The organism is Blautia marasmi, assembly GCF_900258535.1.
GTDB classification, from domain to species: domain Bacteria; phylum Bacillota; class Clostridia; order Lachnospirales; family Lachnospiraceae; genus Blautia; species Blautia hominis.
Map to the genome: position 1 here is coordinate 5,006,541 of NZ_OIWX01000001.1, position 17,382 is coordinate 5,023,922.

The 17,382-nt window shown below is 45.4% G+C and carries 14 protein-coding genes; 13 read left to right on the forward strand and 1 reads right to left on the reverse strand.

What is annotated here, in order from left to right:
- Positions 1-207 precede the first annotated feature (207 nt).
- From C6P39_RS21895 to C6P39_RS21915, 6 genes are all read left to right on the forward strand, one after another.
- Positions 208-882 carry a YkgJ family cysteine cluster protein gene (locus C6P39_RS21895; RefSeq protein ID WP_104805185.1) on the forward strand — a complete coding sequence of 225 codons (675 nt, stop codon included), beginning with the start codon at positions 208-210 and terminating at the stop codon, positions 880-882.
- Positions 883-1,029: 147 nt separating this feature from the next.
- Positions 1,030-3,117, forward strand: coding sequence for a glycogen debranching protein GlgX (gene glgX / locus C6P39_RS21900; RefSeq protein ID WP_104805186.1), 2,088 nt, complete (start codon positions 1,030-1,032; stop codon positions 3,115-3,117).
- Positions 3,118-3,134: 17 nt separating this feature from the next.
- Positions 3,135-4,235, forward strand: coding sequence for a flagellin lysine-N-methylase (fliB, locus tag C6P39_RS21905; RefSeq protein WP_104805187.1), 1,101 nt, complete (start codon positions 3,135-3,137; stop codon positions 4,233-4,235).
- A gap of 57 nt (positions 4,236-4,292) precedes the next feature.
- A complete protein-coding gene (locus C6P39_RS21910) occupies positions 4,293-5,249 on the forward strand; it encodes a tRNA dihydrouridine synthase (protein ID WP_104805188.1) in 957 nt (318 codons plus the stop codon).
- A gap of 2 nt (positions 5,250-5,251) precedes the next feature.
- Positions 5,252-5,635 (forward strand): hypothetical protein, encoded by a 384-nt coding sequence (locus C6P39_RS27595; RefSeq protein WP_158661661.1) that lies wholly within the window; start codon positions 5,252-5,254, stop codon positions 5,633-5,635.
- Positions 5,636-5,717: 82 nt separating this feature from the next.
- Positions 5,718-7,619, forward strand: a complete 1,902-nt coding sequence (locus C6P39_RS21915) for a sensor domain-containing diguanylate cyclase (RefSeq protein WP_158661662.1) — start codon at positions 5,718-5,720, stop codon at positions 7,617-7,619.
- Positions 7,620-7,773: 154 nt separating this feature from the next.
- Here C6P39_RS21915 and C6P39_RS21920 read toward each other — a convergent pair whose 3' ends face one another.
- Entirely contained in the window at positions 7,774-8,841 is a 1,068-nt protein-coding gene (locus C6P39_RS21920) for a glycoside hydrolase family 172 protein (RefSeq protein ID WP_104805190.1), read from the reverse strand.
- Positions 8,842-9,070: 229 nt separating this feature from the next.
- On the opposite strand from C6P39_RS21920, the gene C6P39_RS21925 reads away from it, so the two are divergent.
- From C6P39_RS21925 to C6P39_RS21955, 7 genes are all read left to right on the forward strand, one after another.
- Positions 9,071-10,081 carry a LacI family DNA-binding transcriptional regulator gene (locus C6P39_RS21925; protein WP_104805191.1) on the forward strand — a complete coding sequence of 337 codons (1,011 nt, stop codon included), beginning with the start codon at positions 9,071-9,073 and terminating at the stop codon, positions 10,079-10,081.
- Between the two features lie 226 nt (positions 10,082-10,307).
- Entirely contained in the window at positions 10,308-11,933 is a 1,626-nt protein-coding gene (locus C6P39_RS21930; RefSeq protein WP_104805192.1) for a type 2 periplasmic-binding domain-containing protein, read from the forward strand.
- A gap of 65 nt (positions 11,934-11,998) precedes the next feature.
- Positions 11,999-12,943, forward strand: coding sequence for an ABC transporter permease (locus C6P39_RS21935; RefSeq protein WP_242987106.1), 945 nt, complete (start codon positions 11,999-12,001; stop codon positions 12,941-12,943).
- Between the two features lie 12 nt (positions 12,944-12,955).
- On the forward strand, positions 12,956-13,864 hold the full coding sequence (locus C6P39_RS21940) for a carbohydrate ABC transporter permease (protein WP_242987107.1): 909 nt from the start codon (positions 12,956-12,958) through the stop codon (positions 13,862-13,864).
- 17 nt (positions 13,865-13,881) lie between these two features.
- Positions 13,882-15,723, forward strand: a complete 1,842-nt coding sequence (locus C6P39_RS21945) for a beta-L-arabinofuranosidase domain-containing protein (protein WP_104805193.1) — start codon at positions 13,882-13,884, stop codon at positions 15,721-15,723.
- Positions 15,716-16,384, forward strand: a complete 669-nt coding sequence (gene dhaL, locus C6P39_RS21950) for a dihydroxyacetone kinase subunit DhaL (RefSeq protein WP_104805194.1) — start codon at positions 15,716-15,718, stop codon at positions 16,382-16,384. The genes C6P39_RS21945 and dhaL overlap by 8 nt, the downstream gene beginning before the upstream one ends.
- Positions 16,371-17,369, forward strand: coding sequence for a dihydroxyacetone kinase subunit DhaK (locus C6P39_RS21955; protein ID WP_158661663.1), 999 nt, complete (start codon positions 16,371-16,373; stop codon positions 17,367-17,369). Before dhaL ends, C6P39_RS21955 begins: the two co-directional genes overlap by 14 nt.
- The last annotated feature ends 13 nt before the right edge of the window (positions 17,370-17,382 follow it).

Consider the following 17,382-nt stretch of genomic DNA (forward strand, 5'->3'; position numbering starts at 1 on the left):
CACGCCTGCAAAGCTAGTCGTAGCGCCCACCACGCCGTCGCTTTGCAGACGCACACCTGACGCAGATATCAGGCACTGACTTCACTGGTATTTACGCAATGCTGTACTAGTCCCATAAGAGCACCTGGCAATGGAGGGCCCTAATACAGAAATACATAAGGTAGAAATGCATAAGACAGAAATACATAAGACAGAGAGGTTTTACACATGGAGAGAGAAGTTCTTGCAGAGGACTTAAAAAAATTATATAAGGCAGGAGATCTGGTAAAAGCTGACTGCGGAGGCTGTCAGGGCTGTTCCGCATGCTGTCAGGGCATGGGGGATTCCATTAAGCTGGACCCGCTTGATGTATACAGGCTGGAAACGAACCTGGGCCTTACCTTTGAGGAACTGATGAACAGCCATATGGAGCTGCATATAACAGAGGGAAGTATTCTGCCCAATCTGAGGATGCAGGGAACAAAAGAGCGCTGTACCTTTTTGAATGAGGAGGGGAGATGCGTTGTCCATGGGTTCCGCCCGGGGCTTTGCCGCCTTTTTCCTCTGGGAAGGTATTATGAGGAGGGCGGGTTTTCCTATTACCTGCAGAGTCAGGAATGTCCAAAGAAAAATAAGACCAAGATCAAGGTGGGCAAATGGCTGGATATGCCGGACTTGAAAAAATATGAGGAGTTTGCCGCAGCATGGCATTTTCTGCTGAAAGATATCCGGAATCTTCTGGAAGAAAACCAGGATGAGCAGCTTACAAAAGAGTTGAATATGTATGTCCTGAATCTTTTTTATACAAAACCGTATGAAAGCGGAGCGGATTTTTATGTACAGTTTGAGGAGCGTCTGGAGCAGATGAGAAAATTGTTGTCAGTGCTGCAGCAGAATGCATGAGACTTCCGGAGCCTGGCTGCTGCCGGGCTTTTTCCTTTCCGTGCAGGAATGGTCTAAGACAAGGAATGGTTTAAGACAAGGAATGGTTTAAGACAGGAGAAACCGCGCTGACTGATGTCGTAAGAATATCCGGGGAGGGATGGCAATATGAATGATGAACTGCAAAAGTGGATACCTACAGATGAGGTGGAAGGATTTCAGGTCTGTCCGGGCCTGTATGGCAACTATGGTGCCACGGTCTTCCAGACAGCCGTTAATTTTACAGTGCATTCCAAAGGGGCTGAATTCTGTGAGCTGCTTCTGTTTCACAGGACCCAGGAGGAGCCTTATGCGGTCCTCAGATTTCCGGAACACTTTAAAATCGGGGATGTTTACTCCATGATGGTATTTGGCCTGGATATCGGGGAGTTCGAGTATGCTTACCGGCTGGGGGGAGTCTGGGACAGGGGAAAAGGTCTGTTGTTTGATGAAAACCATATTCTTCTTGATCCCTATGCGAAGGCGGTGACCGGTCAGAGTGTATGGGGCAAAAAGGTCAATGAAAAGGGGTATCGCGCCAGAGTGGTGAGAAATGATTTTTTCTGGGGCAGAGAAAGACGTCCCCATGTGCCTATGGATGAACTGATCATCTATGAAATGCATGTCCGGGGTTTTACAAAAATGGCAGAAGATGTGGAACATCCCGGAACTTTTGCAGGGATCAAAGAGAAAATCCCCTATCTGAAAGATCTGGGCGTCAATGCGGTGGAGCTTATGCCCATCTTTGAGTTCGACGAACTGCGGGAGCGGAGAATGGTGGATGACAAGCAGGTTATCAATTACTGGGGGTATAATACAGTGGCATTCTTTGCGCCGAATACCAGTTATGCAGCCACGAAAGAATATAACAGGGAAGGGCTGGAGCTGAAGGAGCTGGTGCATGCGCTGCATGAAAACGGAATAGAAGTCATTTTAGATGTGGTGTTTAACCATACCGCAGAGGGAAATGAGAACGGTCCGTTTATTTCATTTAAAGGGTTTGACAATAACATTTACTATCTTCTGACCCCGGACGGCCACTATTACAATTTCAGCGGATGTGGCAACACCCTGAACTGCAACCATCCTGTTGTGAGAAGAATGATCCAGGAATGTCTCAGGTACTGGGTGGCGGAATACCATATTGATGGTTTCCGGTTTGATCTGGCATCTATTCTGGGCAGGAATGAGGATGGTTCTCCCATGGAAAAACCGCCTCTTGTGGAGGCGCTGGCTTATGATTCCCTTTTAAGCAGCACAAGGCTTATTGCGGAGGCGTGGGATGCCGGAGGATTGTACCAGGTGGGACAGTTCCCTGCCTTCTGCCGCTGGTCAGAGTGGAACGGAAAGTACAGGGATGACCTGAGGGAGTATTTAAAGGGAGGTCTGTGGGCAGCCCAGGCGGCAGCCATGCGTATAGCAGGCTCCACGGATATTTATAAGCCCCAGATACGCGGCAAAAATGCCTCCGTCAACTTTCTGACCTGTCATGACGGTTTTACCCTTTATGACCTGTACGCCTATAACTGGAAGCACAATGAGGCGAACGGATGGGAGAACCGGGACGGTTCAGATGACAACAGAAGCTGGAACTGCGGCGCAGAGGGGGAGACGGAGGACCCACAGGTCATTGCTCTGAGAATGCGCTTGATAAAAAATGCCTGCGCGGTACTCATGTGCAGCAGGGGTACCCCCATGTTTTATGCAGGGGATGAATTCTGTAATACCCAGTATGGAAACAATAATGCCTACTGCCAGGACAATGAGATATCCTGGATAGACTGGAGCAGGCTGGAAACACACAGGGATGTATATGAATTTTTCCGGTTTATGATCCGTTTTAGAAAAGAGCATAAGAGCATCAGCGGTAATCTGGGCAGTAACCGGTTCGGCCTTCCGGAGATCAGTTTCCACGGGGAACATCCGTGGGTGGAGGGCTTTGGAACGGAATCCAGGGTTACGGCTGTTATGTTTGCAGGTTATGATGAGAAAAAGGGGAAGGATGATATTGTCTATCTCCTGATCAATGCTTATTGGGAGTCGGTTTCGGTCAGCCTGCCTGAGCTTCCAAAGCCACTGTTCTGGCATGTATCCGTGAATACAGGGGAGGCAGGCGCAGAATGGAAAAAACAGCCGGTCCGTGTGGATGGCGGCAGTGTGCTTGCAGGCTCCAGGAGTGTACTGGTGCTGACTGGATGTGAGTTTTGTACCTTGTAAAGAGAAGGAGACACAAGATGAAATATATAAAACCCCACTACTATGATGCGTTTGTCTGTTTGGCAGGCAGTTGTCCGGCTACCTGCTGCGCGGGATGGCAGATCGTCATTGATGAGGAGTCCTTAGACAGATATGGGAATGTAAAGGGGGATTTTGGCAGCAGGCTGCGAAACTCCATTGACTGGATGGAGGGTACTTTCTGCCAGTATGACGGAAGATGTGCCTTTTTAAATGAGGAGGACCTCTGTGACCTGTACACAGAACTTGGGCCGGAGGGGCTGTGCAGCACCTGCCGGATGTACCCTAGGCATGTGGAGGAGTTTGAGGATTTGAGAGAGCTTTCTCTGACATTATCCTGCCCGGAGGCAGCCGGGATCATTCTGGGGTGCAGGGAGAAGGTGGAGTTCATCTCCTGGGAGACAGAGGAGGAGGATGACTTTGAAGACTTTGATTTCCTTCTTTTTACTAAACTGGAAGATGCCAGGGATGTGGCATTTGGGATTCTTACAGACAGGGAAAAAGATTTGCGGGTCAGGATGAGGACCGTACTTTTTCTTGCGGAGGAACTTCAGGCTTGTATTGACCGGGAAGAGTTTTTTGAGATGGATGCGGTGATTGAGAAGTACCGTCATTTTCCCAGTACAAAAACAGATCAGACGGGCCGGTATACCCGAAGAAAACAAGGATTTTCCGTGTTTGGAAAACTGGAACAGCTCAGGGCAGAGTGGGGGGAACTGCTGGCGGACGCCTGGGAAAGCTTCTACGGAACAGACGAGGATAAGTATTTGGAGCTGTGCAGGGAGTTTGACTGTGCCTATGGATATGAGAGCAGCAGACGCGGGGAGTGGGAGCGCATGGGAGAACAGTTGATGGTCTTCTTTGTATACACTTATTTCTGTGGAGCCGTATATGATGATGCGGTCTATTCCAAAATGGCGCTGGCTGTATTTTCCACGGAATGGATACAGGAGTTTGTCATGCTGAGATGGCTGAAAAAGGGGAAAAGGCTGGAATTTCAGGACGTGACGGAGATTGCTTATCGTTATGCCAGGGAAGTGGAGCATTCGGATTTGAATCTGGAAGTGCTGGAGAGATGGCTGGAGAAAAATAAAACTTGAATCTCCCCTGGGTTTACTTTATGATGAAGTAAGACCAAGAGGGAGACAGAACAAATTATGAAATTTTACCTTGCACCAATGGAGGGGATCACAGGGTACATTTACCGAAATGCCCTGTATGCCTGTTATGATAATATAGACAGATATTTTACACCGTTTATCATGCCAAACCAGAACCGCTGTTTTAATTCCAGGGAGTTAAATGATGTGCTTCCCGCCCATAACCGGGGAATGGATACGATACCCCAGATCCTCACCAACAATGCGGAAGATTTTGTGAAAACAGCGCTTGAACTTCAGAAAATGGGGTATAAAGAGGTCAACCTGAATCTGGGATGTCCGTCCCGGACGGTTGTGACGAAAATGAGGGGCGCGGGATTTTTGGCGGAACAGCAGCTCCTTAAAAAATTTCTCGATGAGATTTTTGACAGGCTGGATATGAAAATTTCCGTAAAGACCAGGATCGGTATGGAGGATGCGGAGGAGTTTTACGAACTGATAGAGATTTACAACAAATATCCTATGGAAGAACTGATCATCCATCCGAGACTGCAGACGGATTATTATAAAAACAAACCGAATCTGGATGTTTTTGCAGATGCCTTGTCCCTGAGCAGGAATAAGATCTGTTACAACGGAGACCTTTTTACCCGGAAGGACTATGAGGCTTTTACTGCCGGGTTTCCCCAGGTGGAGGCTGTGATGCTGGGCAGAGGGGTCCTGACAGACCCGGATCTTGTGGGACATATTACCGGGGGGACACTGCCGGATCAAGAGCGGTTTAAAGGATTTCATGATTTACTCTGTTCAGAGTATGAGAAAGTCATGTCAGGGGACAGAAATGTACTGTTCAAAATGAAAGAACTCTGGTTTTACATGATACATCTGTTTCCGGACAGTGAAAAATACGCAAAGAAAATAAAAAAAGCCCAGCATTTGAGGGATTACAGAGCAGCGGTTGATGCCCTGCTTCGTGACAGGACCATGCAGATGCCCGGCGGAAGTGAGGGATGACCATGAAACTGAGATTGCAGGAAGCGGTACAGGAAAACGAGTATTATTTCAGAGGGTTTGTCAGTATGGCGGATTTGGCGGTGCTGTTTGCGGAGTATCCTTTTGAGGAGGATACATTGGAAAAGGCAGCCATACACCGGCGCAGTATGGAGCGGGGCGTAACCCCGTTTTCCGTGACACTCCGGGCTATGCCGGATACCGGCTGGACGGCAGAGGGAGAAGACCTGGTCTTTAATGATACCCGTTGGGAGATCAGGGATGGAAAAAGCCGGGTGGCTGCTGTCAGCAAAATGGCAGAAGAAAACCTGGCTGATCATGAGGCAGAGGTCAAGATATTCCTGCTTACAAAGGAAAAAATGGAAAACATGGAGCAGAACCGCATCTGACAGAGGAAAAGACAAAAGAAAAATATGGAATACGCATAGTTATACAAGGAAATATGAGCGGAGGAAAGAGTATGGTACATGTATGACGAAGAAAAGAAAACATACACGGGCAGAGTTGACGCTGTGGGTGTTTGTGGTATTGACAGTTTTTCTTGCAGCGGCAGTCATTAATTATAATCAAAAGACAAACCGCCGGATCAGTGAAGAGATTCACGGGACGCTGGAAAGTTATGCACAGCAGCAGGCAGAGCATGTGGGAACCGTGCTTGCCGGCCAGTTCAATTCCCTGAATGCCTTTGCAAGCTATCTGGGACAGGCGGGAATGGAGAATACGGAAACTTTTCTGAGCGCAGCCAATGCCATCAGGAGGACCCAGGAATTTGACCGCATCACAATGGCTGATGTGAATGGAAATGGGATGACAAATGATGGGATACAAAGAAATATTCAAGACCTGACAGAGTTTCAGGAGGCTGTAAAAGGTGAGCAGACGATCTCAGAGCCATTTCTCTCCAGCGTGGAGGACGGGTATCTCTGTGTCCTTCTGGCGGTTCCCATAAACGATCCCCAGGGAGAGATCATAGGTGTACTCTGCGGGTCTTACACAGCAGAACAGTTCGGAACCTTGTTTCTGCATGATAATTTTAAACGCAATGATGCCTGTGTGCTTATCAATGGCCAGGGCGATGTCATAGTGGCGTCACAAGAGGAACGGATCGTTGTAGGGGATAAGAACCTGGAGAACATATTTGAGAAAACACAGGGAGAATCCTTTCTGGACGGCCACTCTGTGGAGGATATGCAGCAGGCGATTCAAAATGGAGAGAAACTGGTATCCCTCATACAGGATGGATCACAGGAATATTATGTGACGCAGACACCGTTTGGGTATAATGGATGGACACTTTTATCCGCCATAAGGCGGAGTGAGGTGGATTCCGCCTATGCTTTTGTCAGAAGCTATGCCGTAAAGCTTAATATTGCTTTTGCCGTATATTTTCTGTTTTGCTTTCTTCTGATGTTTTATCTTTTCCGGTCAGAGAGAAGTTCTTTGAGGGCGCAGACCCAAAAGCTTGTGGAAGAAAAGGAGAAGCTGGAGGTTTCGGAGGAGAGATTCCGGCTTTTGGCAAGGGACTCGGATGTGCTGGTATTTGAACTTAATTACATGGAACATACATTGGAATTCAATGAAAACTTTGAAAAGATACTGGGGATAAAACCGGACTTCCAGTCCTTTTTAGACGGAAAATGGGTGTATCCTGAGGATGTCAGTGCATTTTCCAGGATACTGCCCCAGTCCAGCAGCAGGAAAGGGGTCATGACCCGGAATATCCGTTTCTGCAACCGGGACGGTGTTTATATCTGGTTTTCCGTTCTCACCAGTATCTTTGCGGATGACAGGGGAAGAGTTGTCCGCATTCTGGGAAAAATGATGGATATTGACGAGAGTATGAGGGAAAAAGAGGCGCTCAGGCTGCGTGCCCAGACAGATTCCATGACAGGGCTCTATAATAAAATGGCCACTGAGGAACTTGTCACCCATGCACTCAGAAAATATAAGGGCAGTGTCTGCGCACTTCTCATTGTGGATATGGATAACTTAAAACGGATCAATGACACGCTGGGACATACCCAGGGGGACAGGGCAATCGTGGGATTTGCGGAGGCCCTGCACCGGACCTTCCGGTCTTCCGACATTGTGGGCAGGATTGGCGGGGATGAATTTATGGTGTTTCTTATCAATGTGCAGAGCAGTCAGCAGCTTACGCTTATTTTAGATGCCATTGTAAAGAAATGGGATCTCCTTTACACCGGGGAGAAAGATGACTACCCGGTACACGGCAGCATAGGTGCGGCCTTGACCAACAGCAGTGAGAATTTTCAGGAGCTGTACCGTAAGGCGGATATGGCCCTTTATAAGGCAAAGCGGGGAGGAAAGGGCGGGTATGCCGTCTATTCTCCTGAAATGGAAGACAGAGATTGAAATCTTATAAAGACCAGTGATTGATTTTATTGATGAGTATAGAGGTGTAAAAATTGGCAGATATGCCGAGATGGATAAGATAGTAAAAGACGGATTGACAGGTTTCTGCCTAGATCCGTCTTTTGTTATGTATGTCATCAGGAACGTGTTTCGATTAAATTATTTCCAGATAGTCCTTGTCAGGTAAGCGCGGGAATTTTACCTGTGGTAAAGTTTGGTACCAGTAAGCCACAGATGCGATATCGTCCTGCAGAGGGAGATATCTTCCACCTTCTCTCCAGCCAAGTGCCTGAATGGTAACCTTGAGTTTTTCGGTAAAACGGATTGGGTCTGTAAGATGCCAGCGGTACATTCCAAAACGGAATTGGCTTGCATAAAGCTTATCAGGTGTGATCACCTGATGTAGGCCGCTGTAAGGTGTGGTAAAAGGGCAATAGTGGTCATGCGTGAAAGGATCTTCAAAATTATAAGAGCCGCAGAAATAATCTTCTGTGCCGGTCCCGCAGATCGTGGGATATTCCTTGTCATCGTCAATGTAAAATTTGATTTCTCCTTCGCCCCACCATCCCCGGTTATTCACGCCCCAAGCCATATAGGTTCCCACATAATGCCCGGTGCCTTCCACGCCGTCTAAAATGGTGTAGACTTCCTTGTAGGGCAGTGGATTCACACGTCGGAACTGAGCATGGAAATAAGCACAATTTTCGGGTATTTCTTTCAGCTCGTAATCAATCTGGTAGTAGTAAGTGACTGGTTCTTCCGCCAGGTTTTCAATGGTGATACGGCATTCTTTTCTGAAAGGCATCTGCCAATAGCAGTTAAAAGCACTTCCGGGATTCACACAAACAGCTAATGAGGAGAGCTGGGCATATTCATTCCAGCCCGATGCAAAAAAATCACCTACGGGGCATTCCACGGATGGGTTTTCCTGACCATCCCAATAAAAACGGATAATAGCGTTCCTCCATTTTCCTGTGGGAGTCATCCAGATATGGTTGATCATTCCGGAATCTGTGATATGAGCTATTTCAAACGTTTCTTTTGGTTGGATAATAATATAAGGATTTACCTTCCAGCCGATTCCAAGGTCTCTGGCCGCTGCCTTAGCGGTACCTTCATTAAGCGGACACATGCCTCCCTTACCTGGCTCTCCTGAAAAATGTTCCGGACAAATAGAGCGTGTACGGGAATTGGAAAGCTGTGTCAAATCTGTAAGATTCATAACATTACCTCCTATGTACGCAAAACACAATTTAAGATATTAGTATGACATCGATATCACAAATTTAGCATGAGTGTTTCTATATGTCAAGTTGTTTTCGACAAAATAATGAAAAATAGCTTGAAAAAAATGAAAAATTTGTTAAAATCCATTATAGAGGTTTGTATTAATGACGAAATGAGATACAATCTGATTCTTTAAAATATGACACAAGAAAAGGAGATCACACATGAGTACGATTTATGATATTGGAAAAGAGACCGGACTGTCCCCTTCAACAGTGGCCAGGGCTTTGAGCGGCAGGGGCTATTGCAGTGAGGAGGCTAAAATCAAGGTGGAGAGGGCAGCAAAAAGACTGAATTATGTTCCAGTACAGGCAGCAAAAAGTCTGAAGAATAAGATAACCAAAAAAGTGATGTTCTGTATCCCTGATATTTATAATCCTTATTATTTCGATATGATGAGGGAAGTGAACAATGTGTTGGAAAAACAGGGGTATTACATGATCTTGGCTCATACAGGCCATAATGCGGAAAAAGAGATGGAGATTGTGGATTCCCTGAAGGAACGGTTCGTGGATGGAATGATAATCTTATCATTTAATTTTGATGATCGTCTTATGGAAAAAATACGGACTTCAGGGATGCCTGTGGTACTTACAAACCATTATGACAGCTTTAGCGATGAGGAGAATTTCGACTGTGCCTATGTGGATTATAGGAAAGCCGCCTACATAGCAACAGAATATTTGCTGAGGAAAGGCCATAAGAAAGTGGGATTGCTGGTGGGTGATATTGAAGAACAGATGGGGTATGAACGTTTAGAGGGATATCAGAAAGCGCTGGAGGATTCTCATATTTCTTACAATGAAAAACTGGTTGTACATTCTGATTTCACAAAAGAGGGAGGATATGAGAAATATTCCGAATATTTAGGACAGAAAGGCCTGACGATGACCGGACTTGTAGCTTGTAATGATCTGATGGGAATTGGATGTCTCCAGGCCTGCAGGGAGAAAAAAATCGTAGTTCCCGATCAGTTATCAATTGTGACTTTGGATAATACAGATTACTGCTCCTGTGCTTATCCGGAACTCACTTCTGTGGATATGAGACAGAAACAGGTGGGGCAGAATGCAGCCGAACTGCTGATGGAGAGAATACAGCAGGGACGGCGTTACACGAAGATGATTTCTTTAATGCCGAGACTGGTAGAACGAAATTCAGTGGTTGATATGTAAGGAGGGGATTGTGCCTTTACTGACATCGATGTCACTAAAGTATGGCAATAATAAATAAAAAGACTAGAGTCATATTGTGTAAAAAGACGAAAAAAGATGTAATTCGACAAATTATATTGACGTTTTACACCATGTATGTATATAATCAGGGCATAAGAACAAGATACGTTTAAGCTTTGTGTGACATCGATGTTACAAAGCAAAACTATGTATGGAGGGAAAATGTATGAAAGTAAAAAAACTGGTGTCATTATTTCTGGCAGCCACTATGGTTGCAGGGCTGACCGCATGCGGTGGCAGCGGCAAAGATGGGGAAAAGACAAAAGGAGCTGAGACAACAACAGACGGAAAGGCAAAATTAACTGCATTAGTTGTTACGTCTTCTCTGACAGAGGATGTGGCCACTCATCAATATCTTTCAGATATTGCAGATCAGGCAGGAGTCGAGATGACCTGGGAACAGGTGGCGGAGGTGTCGTGGACGGATAAGAAAAGTACACTGCTTGCAGGTGGGGAAATACCGGATTTAATTATCGGCACAGGGACTGTAGGGGATGCGGATTTTGCCACCTATCCGGGAATGTTTGAGGATATGACTTCTTTGATTGAGGAAAATGCTCCGAATATTAAAAAGATGTTTGAAGAGAAACCGGAAACAAAACAGATGGCTACTTCTTTGGATGGGGCAATCTATGGAATTCCCAAATATCAGAGATTTTGGCCGCTTACCGCGGACCATCAGATGATCAACAAACAATGGCTGGATAATTTAGGATTATCTATGCCTACAAATCTGGATGAACTGTATGATGTTCTGGTAGCTTTTAAAGAAAATGATCCTAACGGGAACGGAATTGCAGATGAAATTCCTATGGATTGGGCCCCAAGTCCCAATAACGGAAGTTTTACCGCGTTGGCAATGCTGGGCGGATACGGTATAACGGCCAATTATCTGAGCGGCGACGGTTATTACATAAAAGACGGTAAGGTCAATAACTATTATATGAATGAATCCTTTAAAGATTTATGTAATTTTCTGAATAAGTGCTGGAAAGCCGGTCTGATCAATCAGGAAGTCTTTACTCAGGATTATTCCAAATTCCAGTCTCTCTCCAGGGGAAGCGGAGATGATAAGGCAATTGTTGGTTTTACATTCGGCTTTGATGCCCTTGATCGTTTTGGTGCAGCATTGGCCGAGCAGTATGAGGGATGCCCTCCTTTGAAACCAACGGCTGATTATACCGGTGAAGTGTCATGGGATTATGAGTACAATGATGTTAATTATGTGCAGAACGCGATCATGATGTCTGCCAATTGTGCAGACAAAGAGGCTGCTATGAAGTATATTGATGCTTTCTATGCTCCTGAAAACAGCATCCAGGTGTTATTTGGTTCTCTGGGTAAATGTATTGAGAAAAATGATGATGGAAGTTACACCGTACTTCCTCCGGAAGACACCAGTAAAGACCCGGGAACATGGAAATGGATGAATGCCTTGGCGGACAGAGGTCCAATGTATATCTCTGATGATATGAATGTGACGCTTCCCACGGATCTACAGGCAGTTACAGAACTGGACGCTGTATTCACACCTGTGACATCTGAGATTGACACAGAAAATGATGTATATCCCAGAGCCTTTATGAAATTCAGTCAGGAAGATAATAGCAATATGTCCCTGATCAATACAGACGTAACCAGTGTAACCAGTACGAATTTTTCCAAATGGGTAACAGAAGGGGGAGCTGACAGTGATTGGGACAGTCACGTGGAGGCGCTTAAGAATGCCGGTATGGAACAGGTGATGGAAATTATCCAGAAGCAGTATGATGCATATAAAGATGCGAAATAGTATGACCGCTGCCCGAAATGCGTAATGCATTCCGGGCAGTATAAAAATAGAAAGGACGGCCCTATATGAAAGCGTTCTCTAAGAGCAAAAAGAATGAAATGGCAAAGCAGGAGCCATTTTTCAAAAATATGAAGAGAAGATATCAGCTCTGGCTGATGCTGATTCCGGCAATTCTCTCCATTGTTATTTTCAATTACGGCCCTATGTATGGAATTCAGCTTGCATTCCGTGAGTTTGATTTTACAAAAGGACTCACGGGCGGAGAATTTGTGGGGCTGACTTATTTTATTAAGTTCTTCAAATCCTTCCAGTTTACAGATATCCTGCGCAATACATTTGTCATCAGTTTTACCACATTGATACTGGGGTTTCCAATCCCCATTATATTGGCTTTGCTGATGAACCAGATAAAGAAAAAAAGAACAAAGAAGATACTTCAGACAACTTTTTATGCGCCGCATTTTATATCCATGGTAGTTATGGTAGGGCTTCTTAATGTTCTTCTGGCTCCGAATACAGGTATCATAAGTTCTCTGTTTGGAATGTTCGGTGCTGATATTAATCTGCTGGGGGACAAGATGGCATTTGTCCCGGTCTATGTATTGTCAGATATTTGGCAGCATGCAGGATGGAACAGCATTATCTTTCTGGCAGCCTTGTCCTCTGTGGATTCTCAGCTTTACGATGCCTGTAAGGTGGACGGTGCTAATAAGTGGCAGGTGATCCGGCATGTGGATATTCCGTGTCTGGTTCCAACCATGATCATTATGCTGATTCTGAATATGGGAAATATTTTAAATGTGGGATTTGAGAAAGTATTCCTGATGCAGAACAGCTCTAATATATCTGTAGCGGAAGTGATCTCTACTTACGTGTATAAAATAGGTATCCGCTCGAACCAGTACAGCTATTCCGCTGCGATTGGGCTGTTTAATACCCTTATTAATTTTATCATGCTGGTAGTGGTAAACAGGATATCGAAAAAGGTATCTGATACCAGTTTGTTCTAGGAGGTGCACACAGTGAATAAAAAAATAGCAAATTGGAGACAGAAATGTGTCAGTGACAGGGTATTTGACATAGTAGTGGCGGCGTTATTGGTTATCTTATTTATTGTTGTGGCATATCCTCTGTATTTTGTGATCCTGGCTTCTGTCAGTGACCCTCTGCTGGTATCCAAAGGAAAGGTGCTGCTGTGGCCTAAGGGGATGAGCTTGTTTGGCTTTCAGAAAGTATTTGAAGATACCCGTATCTGGACAGGGCTGAAAAACACACTTATTTATACTGTGTTTGGAACCGCGGTCAATATGTTCGCTACGCTTCCGGCAGCTTATGCGCTCTCCAGAAAAGATTTGCGGGGAAGAAAAACCATAATGATGATTTTTGTGTTCACTATGTTTTTTAATGGAGGACTTGTTCCTACATACCTGCTTATGCAGAATCTGCACCTTACAAACACCATCTGGGTGTTTATTATCCCTTTTGCAGTGAACGTATACAACCTGATCATTGCAAGAACATTTTTTGAAAATTCCATTCCGCAGGAACTCCATGAGGCGGCGTCCCTTGACGGATGCAGTGATTTTAAATTCTTTACATCAGTGGCCATACCGCTTTCCAAGGCAATCGTTTCCGTCATTATGCTTTACTACATGGTAGCCCATTGGAATGATTTCTTTACCGGTTTGATTTATATCAGAGATCAGTCACTGAATCCTCTGCAGCTTGTACTGCGTGAAATTCTTATTGTGAACAATGTATTTGGAACCGGCGGAACTGGCGGCGGTGGCCTTGGTTCTTATGACCAGGTTTATGCGGATACGGTAAAATATGCCATTATCATTATATCGTCGCTTCCTATGCTGATCGTATACCCGTTTATACAGAAACATTTTGAAAAGGGTGTTATGATTGGCGCCATCAAAGGCTGAAGATTGGAGAAAAAATTATGCTGCAGTCATTATATGAAAATGTAAAAGTGAAAGGTATCCTGGAGTGGAGGAGGGAGGAAGACAGAAAATATATGATGAGTCTGACCACAGAAAATCTGCTTCTCCCATACTACCATGAGGCCGGGATCATCAGGATCACCTATCTTCCCAAAACCATGCATGGAGGGTGGGATTCTCCTCTTTCCATGATTCGCGGTACCGTATGCGGCCATTGGCTGAGTACAGCAGCCCTGCTTTATTCCGAAACCGGTGATGAAGTGATCAAAGCACGTGCGGATAAAATAGTCAGGGAGATTGGAAGATGTCAGAGGGAAAATGGCGGGGAATGGTGTTTTTCAATTCCTGAAAAATATCTTCTGTGGCTGAAAGAAGGAAAACGGACATGGGCACCTCAGTATGTATGCCACAAAACGATGGCGGGGCTTCTGGACATGTACCGTCTGGCAGGAAACGAACAAGCGTTGGAAATCGTGAAAAGAGCCGCTGACTGGTTTCTACGTTATACGGAAAATATCAGGGATGAGCAGATGGCGCAGATGATGTGGGAGGAAACGGGAGGACTTATGGAACTGTTTGCAGATTTGTACGCAGTGACCAAGGAGCCGGATCATTTGGAGCTTATGCGAAGATATGAGAGAAAAGATTTATTTAGATTGTTGGAAACCGAAGAAAATCCCCTGGTCAATATGCACGCCAATTCTACGGTTCCTGAAATTATGGGGGCTGCCAGAGCATACGAAGTTACGGGAGAAGAACGTTACCGTAGGCTCGTGGAACGCTATTGGAAAATTGCAGTGGATAAGTCTGGTATGTATGTGACCGGAGGGCAGACGAGTGGTGAGGCCTGGACGCCGGAGCAGTCTCATGGATCCAGACTCAGCGATACGAATCAGGAACACTGCCTTGTTTATAATATGATGCGTCTGGCAGATTATCTGTTCCGATGGACAGGCAGAGCAGAATATGCAGACTATTGGGAAAGGAATCTTTATAACGGGATCTTTGCCCAGGGATTTTATAAAGAAGATAAGTTTGAACAGTTTGGTGGTGATACACTGGAACCTAAATATGGATACGTGGCTTACTATCTGCCCCTCCATGCAGGTGCGAAAAAGGTGTGGGGCTCCCGCATAAAAGATTTCTGGTGTTGTCACAACACGTTGATGCAGGCTAATGCTTCTTTTCATCAGGCATTATTTTTCCGGGAAGGGAATCAGATTTTTTCGCCCCAGTATCAGGAGGGAGATGCCGTATTTACAGTGGATGGGAGACAGGTGAAGCTTGAACAGAGGATTGACAGCTGTACAGGTGAAATTATCCGTATTGAGAAAGTGAACCGGGAGATTACAAACCGGCCAAATTTTATCAGGGTTAAGATTCATGTAAAATGTACAGAGGATGCGGTTTTTTCACTTTCTCTGCGGACACCCTGGTGGCTAAGCGGACCTATGAGTATTACCATAGATGGGGAGGAAGTTGTCTGCAGTAAAGATGAGAAGGGTTTTGTGACACTTAAGAGAACATGGAAAGAAAATGAGATTGTGGTTACATTGCCGAAAGCAGTCATGGTCTGGCCTTTGCCGGAACGACCCGATACGGTGGCATTTCTGGATGGGCCTGTGGCGCTTGCAGGTCTTATAGAGGAGGAGAGAACACTCTACTATAAGGAAAAACCCGAAGAAATACTGGTACCTTATGATGAGCGAAGATGGGCAGATTGGCTGACCGGATGGAAAACAATAAATCAGCCTGTAAACTTTGTATTCAAGCCGATTTATAAAATCGGATATGAGACATATACTACTTATTTTCCGGTAAGGAGGATAAACAATGACTGAGATGAATATGTGCAGGACGGTTTCCCTTTTTGAATATGTTGCAGAGGAAATGATCTCCCAGGAAAAATATTTCTGTGAATTAGATTCGGGACTGGGGGATGGGGATCATGGAGTGACGATCAGCCGGGGTTTTAGGGCAGCACAACAAATATTACAGCAGCCCCAGGAAACACTGGAAAAATTATTTCAGAATGTGGGCAGTGCCATGATGTCAAGTATGGGCGGAGCGATTGGACCGATTTATGCTTTGTTGTTTCAGGGATTTGCACAGGCTGTGGCAGGAAAAGAGAAAATTGACTTGTCTGCAGCGGCCGACATGTTTGAAAAAGGGGCATCTGAAGTGAGCATTGGGGCGGATGTACAGGAGGGACAGAAAACTATGTTTGATGCCCTTGCTCCGGCAGTTCGTGTTTTGAAGCAGTCAGCCAAAGAGGGAAAGAGCCTATCGGAAGGATTTCTGGCAGCACGCAAAGCAGCAGAGAGAGGGGCAGAAGACACCGTGGATATGATGGCGAAAAAAGGAAGGGCACGTTTTCTTAGAGAGAAATCGATAGGACATAAGGATGCCGGTGCAGCCTCAATGGCAGCGTTGTTTGTATCTGTCAGTGATTTCCTTGTCAGAGAAGAAGAGAGGTCAGAAAACAGAAATGAAGAAAATTAAGAATCAGACAGACCGATTGGTAGAAGAAACCCTGGAAGGATATACCATGATGCATTCCGATGTCATTAAACTGAATCCGGGGACTCACCAGGTGGTGAGAAAAGAGAGAAAAAATTCTGATAAAGTAAAATTTGTACTGGGAAACGGAGCCGGACATGAACCTGCTGTGATTGGCTGGGTAGGGCCGGGTATGTTTGATATGAATATTGTGGGAGATGTATTTACAGCCCCATCTGCAGATAAGATCGTGGAAGGATTGGAAGTTTTAAACGATGGGAGTCCTATTTTACTGGCCGTGCAGAATCATTCCGGGGATGTGTTGAATGCGAATATGGCGTTTTTGAAAGCAAGGGAAAAAGGAATCGATGTGAGGAAGGTGTTATTTTACGATGATGTGGCGTCTGCACCGAAAGGTTTTGAAGAGGAGCGGCGCGGCATGGGCGGCATGCTGTTTTATACAAAAATCGTGGGGGCTTTTTTGGAACAGGGCGGCGATATAGAAAATGCCATAGCACTATTTGAAAAAGTCAGAGATAACACCAGGACATTCAGTGTTGCGTTTACCCAGTGTACCCATCCGGTTACTGGTATGAAAATGGTGGATTTGCCGGAGGATGAGATTGAGATGGGAATGGGAGTTCATGGAGAGGGAGGCGGAGCGAACAGAATCCCCATGCCCTCTTCCGAAGAATTGGCCAAAAAAGTGGGAACTATTCTTCTGGAAGATGGCCCTTATGAGTCAGGAGATGATATTCTGGTGTTTATTAACGGACTTGGTTCTACCACTATGATGGAACAATCCATTCTTTATCGGGATTTGGTTCGTTTCCTGGAGGGAAAAGGTATGAATGTGGCAGGTAGTTATTGCGGAAACTGCTTGACTACACAGGAACTGGGTGGGGTGTCTGTTTCATTTTGTAAAGTGGATGATCAGACGCTGGAACTGTGGGATGCACCATGCAGCTGTGGTATTTTCCGGAAGTAACAGAATAGACAGG

Coding starts and splice junctions, on each gene's coding strand:
- C6P39_RS21895 (WP_104805185.1), top strand. CDS start 208: ATGGAGAGAGAAGTTCTTGCAGAGGACTTAAAAAAATTATATAAGGCA.
- glgX (WP_104805186.1), top strand. CDS start 1,030: ATGAATGATGAACTGCAAAAGTGGATACCTACAGATGAGGTGGAAGGA.
- fliB (WP_104805187.1), top strand. CDS start 3,135: ATGAAATATATAAAACCCCACTACTATGATGCGTTTGTCTGTTTGGCA.
- C6P39_RS21910 (WP_104805188.1), top strand. CDS start 4,293: ATGAAATTTTACCTTGCACCAATGGAGGGGATCACAGGGTACATTTAC.
- C6P39_RS27595 (WP_158661661.1), top strand. CDS start 5,252: ATGAAACTGAGATTGCAGGAAGCGGTACAGGAAAACGAGTATTATTTC.
- C6P39_RS21915 (WP_158661662.1), top strand. CDS start 5,718: ATGACGAAGAAAAGAAAACATACACGGGCAGAGTTGACGCTGTGGGTG.
- C6P39_RS21920 (WP_104805190.1), bottom strand. CDS start 8,841: ATGAATCTTACAGATTTGACACAGCTTTCCAATTCCCGTACACGCTCT.
- C6P39_RS21925 (WP_104805191.1), top strand. CDS start 9,071: ATGAGTACGATTTATGATATTGGAAAAGAGACCGGACTGTCCCCTTCA.
- C6P39_RS21930 (WP_104805192.1), top strand. CDS start 10,308: ATGAAAGTAAAAAAACTGGTGTCATTATTTCTGGCAGCCACTATGGTT.
- C6P39_RS21935 (WP_242987106.1), top strand. CDS start 11,999: ATGAAAGCGTTCTCTAAGAGCAAAAAGAATGAAATGGCAAAGCAGGAG.
- C6P39_RS21945 (WP_104805193.1), top strand. CDS start 13,882: ATGCTGCAGTCATTATATGAAAATGTAAAAGTGAAAGGTATCCTGGAG.
- dhaL (WP_104805194.1), top strand. CDS start 15,716: ATGACTGAGATGAATATGTGCAGGACGGTTTCCCTTTTTGAATATGTT.
- C6P39_RS21955 (WP_158661663.1), top strand. CDS start 16,371: ATGAAGAAAATTAAGAATCAGACAGACCGATTGGTAGAAGAAACCCTG.